At 39.1% G+C, this 19,409-nt stretch carries 21 protein-coding genes; 10 read left to right on the top strand and 11 right to left on the bottom strand.

Annotated elements, in window-relative coordinates:
- Nucleotides 1-7: 7 nt before the first annotated feature.
- Both L2716_RS02770 and L2716_RS02765 read left to right on the top strand, forming a co-directional pair.
- Nucleotides 8-1,270, top strand: coding sequence for an MDR family MFS transporter (locus L2716_RS02770; RefSeq protein ID WP_236331568.1), 1,263 nt, complete (start codon nucleotides 8-10; stop codon nucleotides 1,268-1,270).
- Nucleotides 1,271-1,434: 164 nt separating this feature from the next.
- Nucleotides 1,435-2,223 (top strand): sulfotransferase family 2 domain-containing protein, encoded by a 789-nt coding sequence (locus L2716_RS02765; RefSeq protein WP_236331566.1) that lies wholly within the window; start codon nucleotides 1,435-1,437, stop codon nucleotides 2,221-2,223.
- An 18-nt stretch (nucleotides 2,224-2,241) separates the two neighbouring features.
- Here the strand turns inward: L2716_RS02765 and L2716_RS02760 are convergent, their stop codons facing one another.
- The 4 genes from L2716_RS02760 to L2716_RS02745 form a co-directional block, all read right to left on the bottom strand.
- Nucleotides 2,242-3,096: a TIM barrel protein gene (locus tag L2716_RS02760; protein WP_236331564.1), complete on the bottom strand. Its 855-nt coding sequence runs from the start codon at nucleotides 3,094-3,096 to the stop codon at nucleotides 2,242-2,244.
- A gap of 391 nt (nucleotides 3,097-3,487) precedes the next feature.
- The gene (locus L2716_RS02755; RefSeq protein ID WP_236331562.1) at nucleotides 3,488-4,618 is read right to left on the bottom strand and encodes an MGDG synthase family glycosyltransferase; all 1,131 of its coding nucleotides are present in this window, start codon (nucleotides 4,616-4,618) and stop codon (nucleotides 3,488-3,490) included.
- On the bottom strand, nucleotides 4,615-5,205 hold the full coding sequence (locus tag L2716_RS02750) for a DedA family protein (RefSeq protein ID WP_236331561.1): 591 nt from the start codon (nucleotides 5,203-5,205) through the stop codon (nucleotides 4,615-4,617). Before L2716_RS02750 ends, L2716_RS02755 begins: the two co-directional genes overlap by 4 nt.
- On the bottom strand, nucleotides 5,202-5,936 hold the full coding sequence (locus L2716_RS02745) for a polysaccharide deacetylase family protein (RefSeq protein WP_236331559.1): 735 nt from the start codon (nucleotides 5,934-5,936) through the stop codon (nucleotides 5,202-5,204). The genes L2716_RS02750 and L2716_RS02745 overlap by 4 nt, the downstream gene beginning before the upstream one ends.
- A 228-nt stretch (nucleotides 5,937-6,164) precedes the next feature.
- Between L2716_RS02745 and L2716_RS02740 the strand changes: the two genes are divergently transcribed.
- Entirely contained in the window at nucleotides 6,165-7,247 is a 1,083-nt protein-coding gene (locus L2716_RS02740; protein ID WP_236331557.1) for a CotH kinase family protein, read from the top strand.
- A gap of 72 nt (nucleotides 7,248-7,319) precedes the next feature.
- On the opposite strand, the gene L2716_RS02735 is transcribed toward L2716_RS02740, so the two are convergent.
- The 3 genes from L2716_RS02735 to L2716_RS02725 form a co-directional block, all read right to left on the bottom strand.
- Nucleotides 7,320-7,997, bottom strand: a complete 678-nt coding sequence (locus L2716_RS02735; RefSeq protein ID WP_236331555.1) for a DUF2642 domain-containing protein — start codon at nucleotides 7,995-7,997, stop codon at nucleotides 7,320-7,322.
- A 65-nt stretch (nucleotides 7,998-8,062) separates the two neighbouring features.
- Nucleotides 8,063-8,254, bottom strand: coding sequence for a hypothetical protein (locus L2716_RS02730; RefSeq protein WP_236331553.1), 192 nt, complete (start codon nucleotides 8,252-8,254; stop codon nucleotides 8,063-8,065).
- A gap of 72 nt (nucleotides 8,255-8,326) precedes the next feature.
- Complete coding sequence (locus L2716_RS02725; protein WP_236331551.1) at nucleotides 8,327-9,094, bottom strand: hypothetical protein; 768 nt, start codon at nucleotides 9,092-9,094, stop codon at nucleotides 8,327-8,329.
- 550 nt (nucleotides 9,095-9,644) lie between these two features.
- Here L2716_RS02725 and L2716_RS02720 point away from each other — a divergent pair.
- The 7 genes from L2716_RS02720 to L2716_RS02690 all read left to right on the top strand — a co-directional run bounded on the left by L2716_RS02720 (nucleotide 9,645) and on the right by L2716_RS02690 (nucleotide 16,972).
- The gene (locus L2716_RS02720) at nucleotides 9,645-10,223 is read left to right on the top strand and encodes a glycerol-3-phosphate responsive antiterminator (RefSeq protein ID WP_236331549.1); all 579 of its coding nucleotides are present in this window, start codon (nucleotides 9,645-9,647) and stop codon (nucleotides 10,221-10,223) included.
- Nucleotides 10,220-10,996 carry an HAD-IIA family hydrolase gene (locus L2716_RS02715; protein WP_236331547.1) on the top strand — a complete coding sequence of 259 codons (777 nt, stop codon included), beginning with the start codon at nucleotides 10,220-10,222 and terminating at the stop codon, nucleotides 10,994-10,996. Before L2716_RS02720 ends, L2716_RS02715 begins: the two co-directional genes overlap by 4 nt.
- Nucleotides 10,997-11,010: 14 nt before the next feature.
- Nucleotides 11,011-12,333 (top strand): alkaline phosphatase family protein, encoded by a 1,323-nt coding sequence (locus L2716_RS02710; protein WP_236331545.1) that lies wholly within the window; start codon nucleotides 11,011-11,013, stop codon nucleotides 12,331-12,333.
- Nucleotides 12,309-13,262: a carbohydrate ABC transporter permease gene (locus L2716_RS02705; protein ID WP_236331543.1), complete on the top strand. Its 954-nt coding sequence runs from the start codon at nucleotides 12,309-12,311 to the stop codon at nucleotides 13,260-13,262. The genes L2716_RS02710 and L2716_RS02705 overlap by 25 nt, the downstream gene beginning before the upstream one ends.
- 18 nt (nucleotides 13,263-13,280) lie before the next feature.
- Entirely contained in the window at nucleotides 13,281-14,111 is an 831-nt protein-coding gene (locus L2716_RS02700; protein WP_236331542.1) for a carbohydrate ABC transporter permease, read from the top strand.
- 15 nt (nucleotides 14,112-14,126) lie between these two features.
- Complete coding sequence (locus L2716_RS02695; protein WP_236331540.1) at nucleotides 14,127-15,401, top strand: ABC transporter substrate-binding protein; 1,275 nt, start codon at nucleotides 14,127-14,129, stop codon at nucleotides 15,399-15,401.
- A 422-nt stretch (nucleotides 15,402-15,823) separates the two neighbouring features.
- On the top strand, nucleotides 15,824-16,972 hold the full coding sequence (locus L2716_RS02690; protein ID WP_236331538.1) for a S8 family peptidase: 1,149 nt from the start codon (nucleotides 15,824-15,826) through the stop codon (nucleotides 16,970-16,972).
- Between the two features lie 70 nt (nucleotides 16,973-17,042).
- Here L2716_RS02690 and L2716_RS02685 read toward each other — a convergent pair whose 3' ends face one another.
- The 4 genes from L2716_RS02685 to L2716_RS02670 all read right to left on the bottom strand — a co-directional run bounded on the left by L2716_RS02685 (nucleotide 17,043) and on the right by L2716_RS02670 (nucleotide 19,406).
- On the bottom strand, nucleotides 17,043-17,594 hold the full coding sequence (locus tag L2716_RS02685; protein ID WP_236331535.1) for a hypothetical protein: 552 nt from the start codon (nucleotides 17,592-17,594) through the stop codon (nucleotides 17,043-17,045).
- A 316-nt stretch (nucleotides 17,595-17,910) separates the two neighbouring features.
- Nucleotides 17,911-18,078, bottom strand: coding sequence for a hypothetical protein (locus tag L2716_RS02680; RefSeq protein WP_236331534.1), 168 nt, complete (start codon nucleotides 18,076-18,078; stop codon nucleotides 17,911-17,913).
- A gap of 367 nt (nucleotides 18,079-18,445) precedes the next feature.
- Complete coding sequence (locus tag L2716_RS02675) at nucleotides 18,446-18,784, bottom strand: hypothetical protein (RefSeq protein WP_236331532.1); 339 nt, start codon at nucleotides 18,782-18,784, stop codon at nucleotides 18,446-18,448.
- Nucleotides 18,785-18,980: 196 nt separating this feature from the next.
- On the bottom strand, nucleotides 18,981-19,406 hold the full coding sequence (locus L2716_RS02670) for a DoxX family protein (RefSeq protein ID WP_236331530.1): 426 nt from the start codon (nucleotides 19,404-19,406) through the stop codon (nucleotides 18,981-18,983).
- Nucleotides 19,407-19,409 lie beyond the last annotated feature (3 nt).

Here is a 19,409-nt window from a genome sequence, read left to right as displayed (position 1 = left end):
GACCTCTATGCTGAAAGAATTACACCCAAATATTAGAATACGGATTTATACATCCTTCTTAAGTCGAGTGATCGGCTCGATGATTTTCCCATTCATGGCGATCTATTTTACGAATGCGTTAAATGCCTTCTGGGCTGGAACTTTACTGATGCTTAACGTGCTCGTCCAGTTTATTGCTGGTCTTTATGGGGGATACCTTGCTGATATTTTAGGTCGGAAAAAGCTGATGGTGCTTGGTGAATGGATGAAAGTGATCGGGTTCATCGGAATGATCCTCGCTAACTCACCCTGGTACACATCTCCTTGGCTGACATTTGCTATGATGACAATCATCAGTGTCGCATCTGGACTCGTCAATCCTGCTGCCGAAGCGATGTTGATTGACGTCAGCACGAAAGAAACACGCGCCTTCATGTACGCTGTCAATTATTGGGCTGTGAACATGTCGATCATGATTGGATTGATTGTCGGAGGTTGGTTTTACAAAACCCATTTCTTTGAACTGTTGCTCGCGTTGTTCGTCATGTCACTCATTACCTTATGGATGACAGCGACATTGATTACAGAAACATACATACCACAAGGATCAACAACAAAGCCATATGGAATCAAACCAATTTTACAAAGTTATAAAACGGTTATAACAGACATCCCCTTTGTCCTGTTTATTCTTGGTGGGATTGCAGTGTTAGCGATTGAATTCCAACGAAACAACTTCATTGCGGTCCGCTTGGAAGACGAGATCATCCCAAAGTCATTCACTTTCTTTGGCGCGTTCGATCTATCCATTGATGGCATTAAATTACTCAGCTTGTTGACGGTTGAAAACACAATTATCATCGTCTTGTTCACTGGAGTGGTTGCCAAATGGATCCGCAATAAACCCGAACAGCCGATTATGTATGCTGGATTCATCTTATTCGGATTAGGGTATGCCATTCTTGCGTTTTCAAATAACTTCTTAATACTATCTCTTGCTGTCGTTGTTTTATCAGTCGGCGAGTTGATGTACGTTCCGACGAGGCAGTCGATCTTGGCAGATATTGTAGATGACTCCAGGCGCGGAGCTTACATGGCATTTAACGGATTTGTTTTTCAGATTGGAAAAATGTTCGGTGCACTCGGAATTATCGTCGGAGAAGCAATCGGTGGAATCGGTATGGGAATCTTGTATGTTGTATTCGCTCTGCTAGGCGTTGGGTTTGCTCGCCTTGCAATCCAAATGCGCGAAACGAAAGGAACAATCGTAGCAAAAGAAAGCACTATGTGAGTGAGGATGAACATACCCCCATTCTTAGAAAAGCTGACGCAAACCTCCATGGTTTATGTCAGCTTTTTTACTTGAAATGTTGAATATTGTCTACACGTATAATTTAGGTTGGACATATTATGTAAAATACGAGCAGTTGGACAAACCCTTTGGAGGTAGATAGAATGTCAGAAAGTAATCCAAACCGACACATCATTGCGAGAAAATTAATTACGCCACCGATTCCACTTTTTGCGAAAAATTTTCCGATCATATTTTTTTGGAATCCGAAATGTGGCTGTACTTCACTGATTAAATGGTTTTTCTTTCAACAAGGCTTATTACAAAAAGCGACTGATTATAGTCCGATCATTCATTCTTATCGGTTGAATGTAATCGAAAAACAAAACAATCATACTCAGAACATCATTGAGCACCTTCTAAGTGGTGATAAAGATGTTTATAAACTAGTCCGGAATCCTTATAAAAGGGCAGTCAGTTCATTTTTCCATGCCATAATGAACAAGAACATAATGGACTCTATCGCTCCCGGTGTAAAAAACGGCATTTCATTTAAGGAATTCTTATATCGGCTCAAGGAAAATGGAGTGGAAAGAGGAAAAGTCAATGCACATATGGTACAACAATACGTAAATGGAGAAGAACTCTTTTTAAATAAATACATTCAATTAGAGAACTTTGTTACTTCTATAAGGACTATTGAAAAACAGTACAATTTATCAAGTTCACCGATAAATTCCCTCATAAAATCACCCCATCATATTACTCAAAAAATGAATGAAAGTGACAATCGAACTTATCCGGATGTTAAGATGTCGATCGAATCCATTAATCAACCATTGCCACCTTATGAAAACCTTTATGACCAAGAAGCTATGGATTTAGTAAAAACCATCTATAAAATGGATTTTGAAAGATATGGTTACAACCAAAATTTCATTGTTTTGAAATGATTTGAAAAGAGCTGGATATTATTGATCCGCTCTTTTTTTATCCTCTCTTCCTGAAACTTTACCGAATTGCGTTGTAGACTGCATCCACTCGTACCCTTCTCGTACAAATTGTTTACTAGGATTCGTATGTGGCGTGTGCTCAAAGACAAATCTTAGATTTCTTATTTGTGCCAAGTATTTAAGGATGGGTTCGAACTTATAGAGATTATCTTCGTAAGATGGGTGAATTGGTGTCCAAATGTATTTGTCACCTTCATAGGTCACATTATGAATATGCGCTACCGTAATGTGTTCCTCCCATTTCATTATGTACTCTAGTGTTTTGTCTCCCATAGCCATCCTGTAGTCACCGATGTCGATACACAATTTCAGTCCGAATTTAGACCATGTCTCTTCTGAAAATTGATTTAAATATTCAATACCAACAGGTGATCGGTGCAGACCAAGCTTAGGTTCACAAACAATTGGAATTTCATACTTGTCTTGTATGGCACTTAATTTTTGCAATCCTTCTTCAATAAGCTTGTTTGGATCGTCCATAATCTCCCTCTTAAAATAGGGGAAATGAACAAGGATGTATTCTGCTCCAAGACCTGACAAACGTTGCGCTTCTTCTTCTAATCGTTTCCATGCAAAAGCAGGCTCATGAACGACTTTTTCGATGAGGTCATATTTGCTATCTTGTCTGAACAACGGGGAATGCACACCAAAACTCGCATTATTCTGTTTGCATACTTGTAAAAATAGTTGAAAGTCCTCTTCTTTCTCAAACTCTCCGATCTCAATATGCTTAATGTCTTCCCAAAACAGGTCGTCGAAAAGCTTAGGGTCTGACATGATCGTACTACCGGATACCGCAAATTGAATGGACAAAGTTGATCCTCCTTCTGTTTTTCTATATTTTAACATTAATTGTACTTGTACAGGTTCTTTCTATCCGCCATTTTGCCTTTCTCTCTCTACCGCGGACAGTAAGCATCCTTTTCTATCCGCCGTATCTACCTATTCGCTCCACCACGGACAGTAAACACCTCTTTCTGTCCGCCGTATCGACTCCACTCCTCCACCACGGACAGTAAACACCCTTTTCTATCCGCCATATCGACTCCACTCCTCAACCGCGGACAGTAAGCACCCTTTTCCATCCTCCATACCGTTATCCACCAGAGTTCGCGGTCTATAAGGTCTATGCTTAATCCGTCTGAACCGCCACCACCCCACAATATTGAAAAAAGCATCCGAATTCATCGGATGCTTCCTGATTTTATCCTGGTTGTATGTTGAGCATGGTTGGAGCGTCGATTAGTTTGACGATTTCGTTTTTCGGGCAGCTTTCTGTTAAGGCGAGGTACTCGTCCATCCTCTGAAAAATCTGCTTGCGCCGCCATTCATTTTCTAGCACATGCTCTATCGTACCTTCAAAATTTCCTACTTCAATTGGAATGATGAGTTGTTTTTCGCTCAATCCCTTCAAGTTATACTGCTCTTGCCCTGGTAAGGCTGAGTGGACAAAGATCAGCAGCCTCTTTTTTAATGCTTCACTAATCGTAATACCACCTGGCTTCGTAATAATCGCATCCGCTTGCTCATAAAGGCGGTTCATTTCAGCTCGACTCTCAATGTATGGCTTCGCCTCAATGTGATCGACATCCCAAGAACTCAACTCTTTGTATAGCTTTTCATTTTTACCGCATAAGACGGTGTAACGGTAGGTGGAATCTGGCCGGATTGATTTCAAGTAATCTATAATATTACCTACACCACTACTTCCACCTGCAACTAATATATGTTTCTTGTCCGTTAAACGCTTTGTCGTATATGAAACGATGTCTTCACTCGTCGGTATACCAGTAATCGAGACCTGGTGTTCAGATACGCCATGGTTCTTAACCAAATCCTTCTTCATCAATTCATCGTTCACAAGGTGGAGGTCAATGTGCTCCTTCCCCCATACACCATTGATAAAGAAGTCCGTATATACATTCACAGTAGGCATATCAATCTGATGCTGACGCTTCAGACGACTTAGAATTGCAGACGGAAAGCAATGCGTGCATACAATCAGATCGGGTTGTTCTTCCTTAATCAGTTCAAGCATTTTCGCTTCAAAACCAAGCAGCTGCACATAATCGACCTGCAGTGGAACTTGATTTTCTCGAGACTCATACATGAAACGCTTATATACCCAATGGTAGGTCTTCGGGAGCGAACTGATCCACTTCAAATACACCGTTCCGATTGTTTTTTCAAGCTTTTCATTCCAGTAGCTAAGAAAATCGACCTTTTTACACTCAATTTCTTCTTCTGAACTATTAATAGAATCAATTAGTGCATCGGCCACTTGATGGTGACCCGAAGGCATCTGAAACAAAGGCAGAAATAGTATTTTCTTCATGCTTCGCTCCCTCCTTTCCATTTCACTTTTTTTACAAAAATAGCACCTACAAATAAAACAACCATTAGCACGCTTAGCCATGGTAGGATTTCTAGCGGTAGCCGGTCACCAACCCAAAAGCCAACAAGAATATAACTGAATGTCCATAGAAAACTACCAATCAATCCAAGTACTACATAAAGCACGGCTGGGTAGCTACTTGTTCCTGCGACGTAAGGGGCAATCTGTCTTAAGCCTGGTAAAAATAAACTAAAGAGAATCGTAACCTTTCCATGACGATGAAACTTTTCACTAACCTTCCCCCAAAGCTCCGGCGTAATTTTAATAAAACGACCATATTTCTTGATGAATGGAATCCCAAGATAACGGCCGATTGCGTAAGAGGCAATCAGTCCAAGAACCGTGCCAGAAAATGCACTCATCAAAGTCCAGCCTAAGTCTAAATGGAATTGTGCGGCAAGCATTCCAATCAGCACCATGAAGGTTTCTTCCGGTGCTGGAATACCGACGATTCCACAAAATAATGTGACGAGTATGATCCAATATCCATATGTTTCAATTGCAGCCATTACTTCATCAAAACTCATAGTATCCTCTTCTGTTCCTCTACTGATTTCCCCTTAAGATGTTCGTGTAAATTCACACATTTATAACCTTGGGCTAAAGCTTCTGGAATAAAGTTCCTTAACGCTTCAATCGTGCTTTCCGGAGCAATTTCGTCTGCATTTGGATTAGACCCATCATCATGCAATAAGAAAATTTCTCCATGACCGAGTCGCTTACGCATCTTACCAAATAGCACATCTGCGTCTTGTTTTTTCCAATCCTGAAAGATGGATGACCACAACACGATCCTATAATCCTTAGAGAACCAAAGTGTGAATACGTTCATTCGACCGTATGGCGGTCTATAAAAACCAGGCTTCTCTCCAGTTATTTTTTCAAGGATCGCCGCTGACTCTCCGATCTCACGCTTAGTAGCTGTTGGTGACAAAAGCCAACTATTTGTGTGCGCATAATGATGGATGCCGATTATATGTCCTTCTGCAACTATCCGCTTCACAAGATCTGGGTGTTCCAAGGCTTTCTCTGCGATCAAAAAGAATGTCGCTTTACATTGATATTGTTTTAAGAGATCCAACACTTGTGGTGTGTAATGAGGATTAGGTCCATCATCAAACGTTAACGCAAGTGTGTTCTGATTTTGTCCTTTTTTGATTAAACCCATGGACATCGTTCGGAACATTACGGTCGGCAAAATGCCATAGACAATAAAAATAATGAATCCAGTATAAAGAATCCAAACAATGGTCTCCATTTTGTCATTCACCTTCATTGCAAATTATAAACACTGTTACAGAATAACATAACTGTATGTGAGGACTGTTGTGAAAAGTTCAGCCTACCTGATTCTACCAAATACATCGTAATTCGGAAAGTTGCAATTTACTAGGAATTCTTATCCACTCGTCGTTACAAACAACCATACACACTTCTTCCTATTACATATAGTGTTACAAGGCGAATAAATGTAAAGGAAGATTGGATGAGTAATCATAAGCTACCTCATTATCATATTGAAATAGATCCATACGACTGGAAAGAAATGCAGAAGGACGTCTGGTCTGAAGACCCTGTTGTCGCTAACTTAATCGTAGGCAATAACAAATACGACATAGACTTTGTCCACCGTGGTTCCCATATACGGAAAGTGACAAAGAAATCCTATCAATTCCTCTTTCCACAAGTGACCGCTGGTATTAAAGAACTCCATCTTAATGCAGAATACATTGATAAATCATTAATCCGAAACAAGCTATCACTCGATTTCTTCTCGTCAATCGGCGTTCTTTCACCATCCTCAAGTCATGTACTTATTACCATTAACGATAACTTCCAAGGTGTTTACTTACAGCTTGAATCGGTTGATCGATATTTCTTAAAAAGAAGAAATCTTCCTCACGGACCGATTTTCTATGCAGAAAATGATAATGCAAACTTTTCATTAGTTAGCCCAATTGATGAAGACTTAAAGCGTCGGTTTGAATCTGGTTATAGTCGAAAGGAAGGCACGAGTGAAGATAAGGAAGCGCTCCGTGAGTTGGTTTACCAAATTAACACGATTCCACCGAAGAAGTTTGAGGAAGAAATACAAGACTATGTTGAAGTTGATAAATATTTACGATGGTTAGCTGGTGTTGTATGTACGCAGAACTACGATGGATTCATACACAATTATGCATTGTATCGTAGAAGCGACACAGGCCAATTTGAAATGATTCCGTGGGATTATGATGCGACTTGGGGTAGGGATATTCACGGAAAGGAAATGGAATATGATTATATTCCAATTGAAGGATACAACACCCTTTCAGGTCGACTACTGGATGTCCCTTCCTTCCGAGAACGTTATTACCATTTGATGAAAGATATATTAAACAAACAGTTCACTGTTGAATATCAGAAACCGATCATTGATTCCTTATATGAAAAAATCACACCACACGTCGAGAAGGATCCATTCATGAAAAAGCACCTCGAACGGTTTTACGAGGAACCTGAAGTCATATTTGAGTATATTAATGACCGTAATCGCTATCTCAAACGACACTTGGCAGATTTATTGTAGTTTGCCTAAATCGAATATTGCGATATGTAAAAAAGGTTGTCCCTTTTCAAGCTGTTGGGCAACCTTTACATCTTATGGAAATTGGACGGTTTGGACATGTTGGAGATTCGTGAAAATTGTTTTATTCCGAGCGATGATGATCTCGACGTATCCATTCTCTACTTTAACGAGTTTTCCGATTTTGTTGGGATGTTTCCCCATATCGAATATAGCAACTTTACCGAGGTGTCTCTTGCACTGTTCTTCAAACGTGCGGGAGGCTGGAACATTTGAAGGTGTCAATGGAAGATCTTTATTGCTCAATGAATAGGGCCGGTGACTATACGGATAAGGGATCAGCCACTTTAAATGCTGCAAAGGTATAAACATCGTCTTATGAACGGGGGAGAAGAATGTGAAATAATCATTCATAACATTTGTCACATAACCGTGAATGGATTGGTTGCTCGTAACAAAAATTTCTGTGAATACACCTTTTGCATTCGTTAAAATCTTCCGAAGAGAGATTGAATGATCTTCTTGAATCCAAGTTGGCATATGATCGGGTGGGTTAATTGTTTCTCCATCATCGGAGTTGAAGTCCAAATAGTGAACGTGTACAAGGGGAATGTATAGGAAGTCTTGTCCATCATACAACACGACGATATTTGAACCCGTATCTACAAGAATGCCAGATAACAAAACTTTACCGCTAGCTGTCATTTTCACATGTTCTCCGATATAATTGTCGAAATTATTCAATATGCTCATCCCTCCTTTAGTTTTTCAGTCATACGTTTTAATTTGTAATGTATGCTTTAGGATTGATTTGCAGTTTAATCTTTTGTTGATTTTTTTAGTGAGGCAGTATCGACATCATATACTTTGGCATTCTGGTTTAAGGAGGCGACTTCAACTTGTTGGTCCACGTCATCTTGAGTTAAGTCTCTTGGGATCATGCCTTTTGTCGGTTTAATCAGCCAATATAAAATAACACCATTTATAATTAAAAATATGGTTTCAAGCACTATAACTCCTCCTTCCACTTCAAAACGACTTAGTCGATTACTGCCACATGAATGGTTGTATTAAATTAAGTTTTAAAGCTTAACCCAGCCTTTACGCTCTAAGCTTGACAACTCTCTATAATCTCTAACTCTTTTAACATACTTCTTATCTGAAGAACCATACGGGTCGTTATGCATGTGCTTGTCGCTTCCGTTTTTACGAGCCTTTTTCCAAGCGTCCGAAACTCTCTCACATTTACCTGAAGAGCGACCAGTGCTTCGTCCAGTAGATTTTCCAGAGCTCTTGCCTGATGATTTTCCAGAGCACTTACCTGAAGATTTTCCTGAAGATTTTCCTGAAGATTTTCCAGAGCTCTTGCCTGATGATTTTCCACTACTCTTTTTCCCTGAAGATTTCTTACCTGATGATTTCTTACCTGATGATTTCTTATGATCGATGAGACAAACACTCTTGATGTGGCAGATTGTAATGAACAAAATATCGTCATTTACTGTTAATTCTAAGTGATCATCATAAACTTCGCTTAGTACCCCAGTTACACAGTGAGGACCTCCACGATTAACTTTCACCTTACGATGTTTCCAGCGTCTAAGCATGTCCACAAAGCAATCTGCTTTAATATGATCCATTTCTTTTTTACCTTTGTGGTGCTTGCCAGAATTGATACAAAGTTCTTTAATGTGCTCAAGTTGGTAATACACAACTCCTTCATCACAATGAAGAGCTAAGTAATCCTCCTGACACCCTAATAAAACTCCTGTTCCAGCTTCTGGACCTGCCCAGTTCACATTTACATAATGTCCTTCTAGCCCTAATACTTTATCACGTGAAATCGTCATAATTGATTTCCTCCTAAGAATTTTTTGTTTGACCACGCTTGTCCTTGCATTATATGTACCATGGTAGGTAACGGTATGGTTATTCGCATAAAAATTGAAAAATGGTCAAATATTTAGGTGGATAATGTAGGTATGAAGGGCACTCCCCTATCTTTATGTAGTTATAAATGGGTGTACGTCTGTAAAGTTCTCTCTTTTTACTAGTCGAACGTACATATGAGGTACTGGCCTATGAAAAAGTTCAAAATGAAATGACCCCTTATAGAAATCCGCACATTGTCTTATTACAACACCTTTCAGATTTTGTCATCTTCTTAACAAAAGTTATATCTTTTGTTCATACGCCGTTTATAAACGTGTCGTACGATAAGGGTGCAAATGAATTGAATAGAATCATACATGACAGATGGAGAATATACGGAGAAAATCTTGTTCATGTCAAAACGAATGCACGATCAGAGCTGACTGAAAGTCCTCAGGTTCGCTTTGTATGCCTTCCTTTTGATATGCAAAGATTTTCTTTTTTTATACACATACAGGAGGTTATCGCATGTTCCAATTAACTAAACATAATCCAATGGTTGCTGCTGTTCGAGACATTTCTCACCTAGATATCGCACTTAACTCAAATGTAGAAATCATATCCATGATGGCAGGTAACCTTTCAAACATTAGTGAGATTGTAGAACGCATTCATGCAAAAAAGAAACAAGCATTCCTACATGTTGATCTCATTAAAGGTCTTGCTAACAACAATGAAGCTGTAGACTTCTTAGCCGAAAAAGTTAAACCGACTGGAATCGTAACCACTAAAGGAAGGCTCATCAAAAAAGCGAAAGAATGTGATTTAACAGCCATTCAACATAATTTCATTATTGATACACAAGCCTTCTCCATGAGTGTCCGTTCCACAAAGCAAAACCAACCAGATGCAGTTGAAATGATGCCAGGATTAATGCCAAGAGTGATTAAAGACCTAAAGGCAGAAATAGATCTTCCCCTTATTGTCGGTGGTCTATTGAATACGGAAACTGAGATTAAAGAAGTGCTAAATGCAGGAGCGTCTGCAGTCGTATCTGGCAATCCAGATCTTTGGCATATGAATCTTATGAAAATGGAGGAAGTATGAAACATTTTAAAGGTTATTATTTTGATTTAGATGGAACTGTCTATGCAGGTAACAAGCTGATGGAAGGTGCATCAGAATTACTCAAAGCCTTACGACAAAATAATAAGAAAATCGTATTCATGACGAACAACTCAACACTTAACGGAACTAATATTGCAAGAAAACTTCAATCACTCAGTGTACCTACACATCCCAATCAGATTGTTTGTCCGACTGACGTGGCTGGAGATTATATCTTGGAGTATTACGGGCACTCATCTGTATACGTCATCGGATCGAACCATTTAACCGACAGTGTTGTAAAAGCTGGACACACCATAAAAGAGGATACTTGTGAAGCTTGCGACCTTGTCCTCGTTGGTCGAGACCTACATTTTACGTATCAAAAAATGGAGGATGCGGTCATTCATTTACAGCGAGGGGCAAAATTAATCGCGACGAACATGGATGCTACGCACCCGATTCACAACGGTGAAAGAGTTCCTGAGACTGGCTCCATTGTTGCTGCTATCCAAAGGGCTTATGCAGTTGACCCAGACGTCATTGGTAAGCCTTCTTCCTATCTTTTTGATCAAGCACTTGAGCGTGTAAAACTTCAATCAGATCAAGCCGTCATGATTGGCGATAATCCATCAACTGATATGAAAGGTGGCCGGAATGCAGGTTTAGCCACCGTTCTAATCGGACAAGACCAAACAACATCAGATATCGTTGTCGACTATGCGTTTGAAAACCTTCTGCAGTTGAAGAACGCGATTTATTCTGAACTGTAAAGGAGAGGTGACTTATGAATAAACAAGCAATACTCATTTGTGTAGACGGATTAGGTGGACATTACCTTGAGGATCCAAAAGTGAGAATACCTAATATACGGTCGCTTATGAATAAAGGTGCATATGTAACAAGGTTAAAAACAACCTTTCCTAGTGTGACATGGACAGCAAATACGAGCGCGGTCACAGGGTGTCACCCAAACAAACACGGTGTAATCGGAAACTCGGTATTTGATTTCGAGAAAGGAAAGACATCCCATCACTGGGGTGATCAACTTGGTTCTAAGGAGGACCTCATCCATGTTTCAACCCTTTACGATCAAGTCGCGGTTCATGGTGGTAATATCGCTTCGATCTGTTGGCCTGTAACACGCGGAGCAACCAATATTCATTTCAATATTCCGGAGCATTACGACCAATCTCTTTTCGAGGAGTATGCGTCTCCATCTTTTTGGAATGAGCTACAAGCATTCCTTCCTGTCGAACGGTATGCCGAGTGGAGTGCAGATTTTTCAAAAGGACATATGCAAGACTGGCTCACAAAAGAGATTACGAAATATGTGATCCAGCATAAAGAAACCAACCTGATCATGGCGCACTTTCTATTGATTGACAGCTTACTTCATAAGCACGGGAACAAATCCCCTGAGGTTTATTGGGCAATTGAATATATTGATCAGTTGATTGGAGACATCCTAGCGTGCTTACGAGTTGAAGACAAGATCGATGACGTGGACATCTTACTTTATTCCGATCATGGACACGTCGATGTTCATTCTAACTTTTATTCGAATCGGTTCCTGAAAGAACACGAATTGAACGCTGAATATAAAGCAGTCAGTAATGATGGCTGTTTATATATCTATGCTTTAAACGAAACTCATTCAAATATCGAGAAAGTCGCTTCCATTTTCGAGTCTCTTTCACTCGTAAAAGATGTAATCCCGAAACATTCATTCGGGAAGCTCGGTTTACCAACGAATCAGTTAAATGATAGGAAGCATACACCAGAATTGATTGTGGAATTAGAAGATGGCTATCTTTCTAAAGACGATATTGAAGTGAAAGCAACAATTGGTCCAAGTACCTATCAGTCTACTCATGGTTACTCTCCTGACCACCCCTTATTAAAAGGCTTTATGGTAGGCGCAGGTCCATCATTTAAGAAAGGTAAACTAATAGACGAAGCACACATCGTTGACATCGCACCTACGATGGCACAACTACTCGACATACAACTACCAGCATTTGATGGAAAAGTGTTGAACCAGTTACTCCATCCGGCATGTATGGAGGAAAGGGGGTACTCTACTTGGAAAACTATGAATCTAGTATAGACTACCCGGTTCACAATCAAAGAGAGGCGCGAACAAGCAATCGAAAACAAATCATCAGTAGATTATTTTCAAAAGAAAATTTGTCAGGTTGGGTATTCATTCTTCCAGCTTTCATTTTATTAATCGTCTTTTGGATTTATCCGATCGGCTACTCTTTCTATCTTAGTTTTTTAAATTGGGACATGCTTAGCCCCCCCAGCTTCGTAGGTGCTGAGCATTATCAAACGCTCATGAATAGTGCTGATTTCAAACAAAGTTTGCTAAACACGGGTCTGTATACCTTCTTTTACGTAATCGGAGTTGTCGTCATAGGAATGATGCTCGCATTACTTGTGAATCAACAATTAAAGGGAATCGGTTTCTTCCGGATGCTGTTGTTTTCACCTCACATCACACCGATTATTGCGATTTCCATCGTATGGATGTCTCTCTATGACCTTGATGACGGCCTACTTAATGCGCTACTTACATCGGTCGGATTACCAGAAGGAACTTGGCTAGCGTCATCTGACACCGTATTGATGTCTCTTATTATTATGGGACTATGGAAAGCGGTTGGCTATTACATGATGTTCTTTCTAGCTGCTTTACAATCTGTACCGCTTCACATCTACGAAGCAGGTAGACTAGACGGGGCAAATCGGTGGCAAATGTTTTGGCACATCACCTTACCGTTCATCTCACCGATTACGTTCTTTGTCGTTATCGTTTCGATCATTGAGGCATTCCAAACCTTCGATCAGATTGCAGTCATGACCCAGGGTGGACCATCCAACTCCTCCCTCGTACTCGTTTATTACTTGTACCGACACGCTTTCGAGTATTTCAATATTGGCTTCGCATCCGCAATTGCGATTGTCCTCTTTTTATCCTTAGTCGTATTTTCGGTTGTGCAATACTTTATATCAAGAAAATGGGTGCACCATTAAGTCGGGAGTGAACGAGAAATGCAAATTCATTTAGTCAAATGGACGAAATACACGTTGTTGACCATATTTAGTCTATTCATGAGCATCCCTTTACTTTGGATGATGATCACAAGCCTGAAAACAAAAGATGAAGCTTCGAATAATGGACTGTCCTTATGGGTTTCAAACCCGCAATGGTCCAACTATTTAGAAGTGTTCAGACAGAGTGACCTCTATTTGTACATATCCAATACACTCTTCTATGCTATTACGACCGCGATATTGTCTGTTGTTCTCGCTTTATTTGCTGCATACGCATTGACCTTTATTCAATTTAAAGGAAGAAGACTGTTATTAATCATTTTCATATTCACGATGTTCCTGCCTGCACATATGACTTTAATTCCATCCTATTTAACGCTAAACAGTCTTGGGTGGCTAGATTCATATAAAGGTTTGATCATTCCGAGTGCCGTAACTGGATTCAATATTTTCCTCATGTATCAAGGGCTTCGGCAAATCCCGAAGTCTTTGATTGAATCGGCTAAGGTGGACGGTGCATCCCATTTGCGTATTTTGTTCCAAATCGTTGCACCCTTAACCTTACCTTCAATGGCGACACTTGGCATCATCGTGTTCACTTACCAGTACAACAATTATTTCTGGCCATTAGTCGTTACATCAAGCGAGGAAACGAAAACCATTTCCATCGCATTAGCTGAAATGATCCAAACTGATGGTGCTTATGGCATTCAATGGCCATTAATTATGGCTGCCAACACAATCAGTATTCTACCGGTCATGTTCTTATTTTTAGTCTTGCAGAAGCTATATATCCGTGGAGTCATGTATCAAGGAATGAAAGATTAAGAGGAGGCATTCAATATGTTTAATCATTTTAGAAAATTCATCGTCCTATCACTTGTCATACTATTGTTTGTTTCAGGATGTGGTCCATTATCCAATAGCAGTTCTGAATCAGGAGAGAAAGTAGAAATCGAGTTTTGGCATGCGATGAGCGGAAATCTAGGTGGATCGTTAGAAAAAATTACAGATGACTTCAACAAGAAGCATGACAACATTCATGTGAAACTTGTTTTCTTGAAAGACTATCCTACGATTACGAACAAGCTGCAGCTCGCCCTCCAATCAAAGGACGTTCCTGCTCTTGTTCAGCTCGAGGATCCCACGTTACAAACATTCGCTTCTTCCGGTCATTTGCAAAGTCTTAATGAAATGATACAAAAGGAAGATCTTAATACGGGTGATTATGTCGACAGTTTTATGAAATCCGCATCACATGATGGAAAATTCTATGGACTCCCTCTCAACCGTAGCGTTCCCATTCTCTACTACAATAAAGATGTATTTAAAAAAGCAGGAATTAATCCTGATCAAATCAATTCATGGAAGGGTGTTCGTGAAGTATCTAACGAACTCGTTGATAAAGGTGCCGTTCAATATGGATTTGAACCGATTAAATATCCGTGGTTCTTTACAGGACTAGCGCGGTCTAATGGTGCTGAGCTTTCTAATGATCCAGAACAAATAAAGCTAGACTCACCTGAAGCAGCCGAAGCACTCCAGCTTTGGGGAGATATGATCCATAAAGATAAAGTAAGTAAAGTCCACTATGGCGGTGAAGGCTGGGCATATTGGTACGATACGATTGCTGACGTAACCGAAGGGAAAGCGGCAATGGTAACAGGGTCCACAGCTGACATGGGATCGATGGACGGGGAAAAAATTGGCGCCAAACCAATGCCTACCTTTAAAGGTGAAGAGCTTTCAGTACCAACAGGAGGAACGAGCGGTGTCATTCCAAAGAATGCTAGCGAGGAACAACAACAAGCAGCATTTGAGTTCATTAAGTACTTTTCTGAGCCTGATGTAACTGAGCAATGGGCAAAAGAAACGGGTTACTTACCTGTTCGACACTCTGCTATTGAAAAGATGGAATCTTTTTTCGAGAAAAACCCGAACTTCAAGGTCGCAGTGGAAGAACTGAAGCATGCTAAGCCAACACCTTTGTTTCCAAGTTGGAACGAAATTGAAAATGAAGCAATCAGTAAAGCCTTCGACCAAGTATTCGTAGACAATGTACCCGCAGAAGAAGCACTTAAAAACGCTCAGAAGAAAGCAGAAAAGATCTTGAATTAACTGCTTTTGAAAAGGCTGACCTAGACATTGGTTTTCATCATTGTTCTAGGTCAGCTTTTTTTATTACTTTCGCAAAATTATCGATTGAAAATTCAATTCCCTCCAACTTTGGGACGATGTTAAAGGATACTATCGTGTGTTTGTTGCTACGTTTGTTATATCAACACTGTTTTTTAATCTAAAACTTTTATTGTAACACTATTTTAATAGCTTGTTGATTGGGAAAATCATGTGTTTTTTTAGCTACTTAGACTCTATTCGTAACCACATATTTCCCAATACTGTCAACTTTAGGTTCATGTTACCATTAAATTTATAATAGTCTTACTTTTCTGACATACATATTCGGGCCCGGGACCTGAGCACCATGAGCACATAGTTTGATTGTTATAAGTTATAAAATCACGAATGGAGGAAAAGAAATGAAAGCGATATTAAGAACATTAAGTGCTGTGTTTAGCTTAGCTTTAGTTCTATCCTTATTGGTTGGAAACTTACATTTCTCTGCACCGTCTGCATCTGCTGCATCGGTGGACAACGGACCGAAAGACTTCCTCGTTGGTTTTAAATCAAATATCAAAACAGCTCAGATTAATAACGTAAAAAAATTAGGAGGACAGGTTAAGCATCAGTATAAATTCATGGATACTATGCTTATTTCCTTGCCCGAAAAAGCAGCGGAGGCTCTTAAGAAGAACCCTAATGTGTCTTATGTAGAAGAAGACCAAATGGCATATGCGATTGGACAAACAACACCATGGGGCATTCCCCACATAAACGCAGATCAAGTTCATGCGACTGGAAACACTGGCTCTGGTGTTAAAGTTGCTGTTTTAGATACAGGAATCGACGCTAGCCACGAAGACCTTAACGTGAGTGGTGGCGCGAGCTTCGTTTCTAGTGAGCCTGATGCCTTTTCAGACGGCAATGGCCATGGTACCCACGTTGCAGGAACAGTTGCCGGACTAAATAACTCCGTTGGCGTGATTGGTGTTGCGCATTCAGCAAGTCTATATGCTGTAAAAGTATTAGACAGTTCTGGTAGCGGAACATACAGCGGAATCATACAAGGAATCGAGTGGGCAGTTGCCAACAACATGGATGTAATCAATATGAGTTTAGGTGGTAGCTCCGGTTCTACTGCACTTAAAGATGCTAATGACAATGCCTACAACGCAGGGGTGTTAGTTGTTGCGGCAGCTGGAAATTCTGGAACAAGAGGCAAAAAGAACACAATCGGATATCCAGCAAAGTATGATTCTGTAATGGCAGTTGGTGCGGTAGATTCAAGCAATAACCGTGCATCGTTCTCAAGCGTAGGATCTGAGCTTGAAGTAATGGCACCAGGTGTTAACATATTAAGCTCCGTTCCTGGTAATAGCTACGACAGCTATAATGGAACGTCTATGGCTTCCCCTCACGTGGCTGGAGCAGCTGCTCTAATCATTGCAGGGAACCCAGGGTTATCTAATGTTGATGTTCGTCAAAAACTCAATGATACCGCCATACCACTTGGAGATTCTTTCTATTATGGTAACGGCGTAATCGATGTGTACGCAGCGACAAGATAATAAATAAGTAAAAGCATGAATCGGTGTATAGTACGATTCATGCTTTTTTATTATCTCCTTCACACCTAAACTATAGTTCTCGAATTCTCTTAAGTAATCCAACAAGACCTTTGCTTCCGAAAAACAATATTATGCCAAAAATTAATCGAAGTAATTTCTCTAAAAAAGCAAACAATACTTCTCCTTTCATTCTTGGATCAGCATAATACACTCCTATTTCTTTAATATTCAACCAATCTTGTAATACAGGTAAAAAAGACGGCAAGGTATGTACTATTAAAACCAGACCTACAATTGAAACAGAAGCAACTTGAAACTGATAAACAGATAATGACATCTGGTTTTCTGTAGGCTCTACCTGGTTTACAGCGTCATTGTATTTAGGAATAAATAAGCGGCATAATTTTTCAGCATATAGCCAGAGGACTATGCTTATTATTAGTTGAACTAAAAAAGGACCTAAATGAATTAACAAATTGACTTGACTAAGTTCTTGCATCTCCTCATAGTAAATAGGTATCAAATAATAATTCACAATTCGAGATAAATCCATAAATGATTGTATTAAAATATAAACAGCAAAAATGCGTAATGCTACAAAAATAAATGCTTTTTGTGTCATTTTGACCCCTCCCTCGACTATCATTCATCCACTTTCTAATCATTTAGTCTGACTAAGCGGCAGAATATATCTTTTTAGCATAGTAAAACGTAAAAATTGTAGTGGTTAATGCAAGTACGAAAACCAATATGTATCCTACTAAACTAATTAAAAAGTAATCTACTGGTGCACTATTAAAATATATGTATCCAAGTATTTTATGAAAAATAATAAAGTTGCCAATAAAGTTTAATACTTGTAGAGACCTTAAAATAAATTCCACCTCATTTAGATTCACATCCACTCAGATAAATATCTATTTAGTAGCAAATTCCCTCTAATTAATTGTCATTAGAAATGATGCAGCACACACACCTATTAATGAAATCGATAATGCTAACTGGCTTACTTCTTTTTTTTCTTTCTTTCTCATTGCAATAAAAAACGTAATGAAACCATATAAAATTCCAGAAATAAATATAATTTGTAAACTTAGTTCTTTCATTAATACCTCTCCCTCCAATAAAAATTTCTTTCATACAATCTGCTGATTTCCTAGTATTAAGCAAAAATTAACCGTTATTTCTAAGTTTCCTTTTCAAAACACGATATTTTCAAGAAATAAAATACCATAGAATAAAGCACCAACAACTAAAATAAAAAAGCCGACCATTAAAAACCCATATGTAAAACCTCTAGCCATTGAAATTAAATCTAAAAACATATTTTTTATAGCATTAAATATTAATTGCACCCTAAAGTCTCCAATCTCAATTGAAAGTTTCAATCAACTATTTATTAGAATATATAAGCTGAATAACTACAAACGGTATTTAGTTATTGTTCCGAGTTAATCGAATAGTAAGCGATATTTACATATTCGATATTCCTTGAATAAAGATGCTAAATAATAAACTGATGGTTGTTAAACCAGCAACTGGGATGGAAAAACCTTTGTTGTTTTTAAATTCATATATAGCTATACAGAATCCTGCAAAACATAACACTACCCATACAGGCATAAATATGGCATCTGCAATACTCATTGGTAATAAAGCGTAACCACTTGATAAGAAAAATATCCAATGCACAACCAACAGCCCTAATACTACAAAAGAGATTTTTCGTGGTGGTCTTCCTTTTTCATATTTTCTAACAGCTATAATTGGAGTAAATATTAACGTAAAGAATGCAATAGTTCCTAAAACCAATAAAAACACAATTGAAAAACCAATAATGAACAATCCTCCCTTTTATCGAATAACATTCATCAGTGTTTCGTTTCTATATATTAACATTTCCTAGCTTCCATCGGTTAAATTTGATAAGAATACCAACAAAACGCACTGTGATTTCATTGCGAAATCCAGTGCGTTTTGTTCTATTTATGCCTCGGTTGTTATTGGTTTATGCGGTTTCCTTCAGTTCGCTTTTCTCCTTGTTGAAAAGCATTTCATCTACAGCAAACAATTTGCTGCCTGCTGCAGTAAGATAAACTGACATAGCTAACAGTGCTAGATCAAATTCATAACCAGCCATTTCTCCATTGCCCATGAATCCGGCAGCAAGCTTCACTTTAAAGATGGCAACTAACATGATAATCCCAAGCATAGCGGAAACGACTCTCGTGCCAAGTCCGAGAATTAATGCAATTCCCCCAACTAACTCAACAATCGCAACTGCGTATGCTAAGAACCCTGGTAATCCGATACTACTGAACCAGCCAGCAACATTTTCAATGCCACCTTGGAACTTGCTTAATCCATGCACGAAGAAAATAATTCCTAATGCGATACGTAATACGAGTGCACCGATTTCATTTTTCATAACCATTTG

The sequence above is a fragment of the Pseudalkalibacillus berkeleyi genome (assembly GCF_021608225.1).
In the GTDB taxonomy this organism is placed as follows: domain Bacteria; phylum Bacillota; class Bacilli; order Bacillales; family Fictibacillaceae; genus Pseudalkalibacillus; species Pseudalkalibacillus berkeleyi.
Note: the sequence above shows the minus strand (reverse complement) of the source record. Positions and strands in the feature narration are given on the sequence as shown.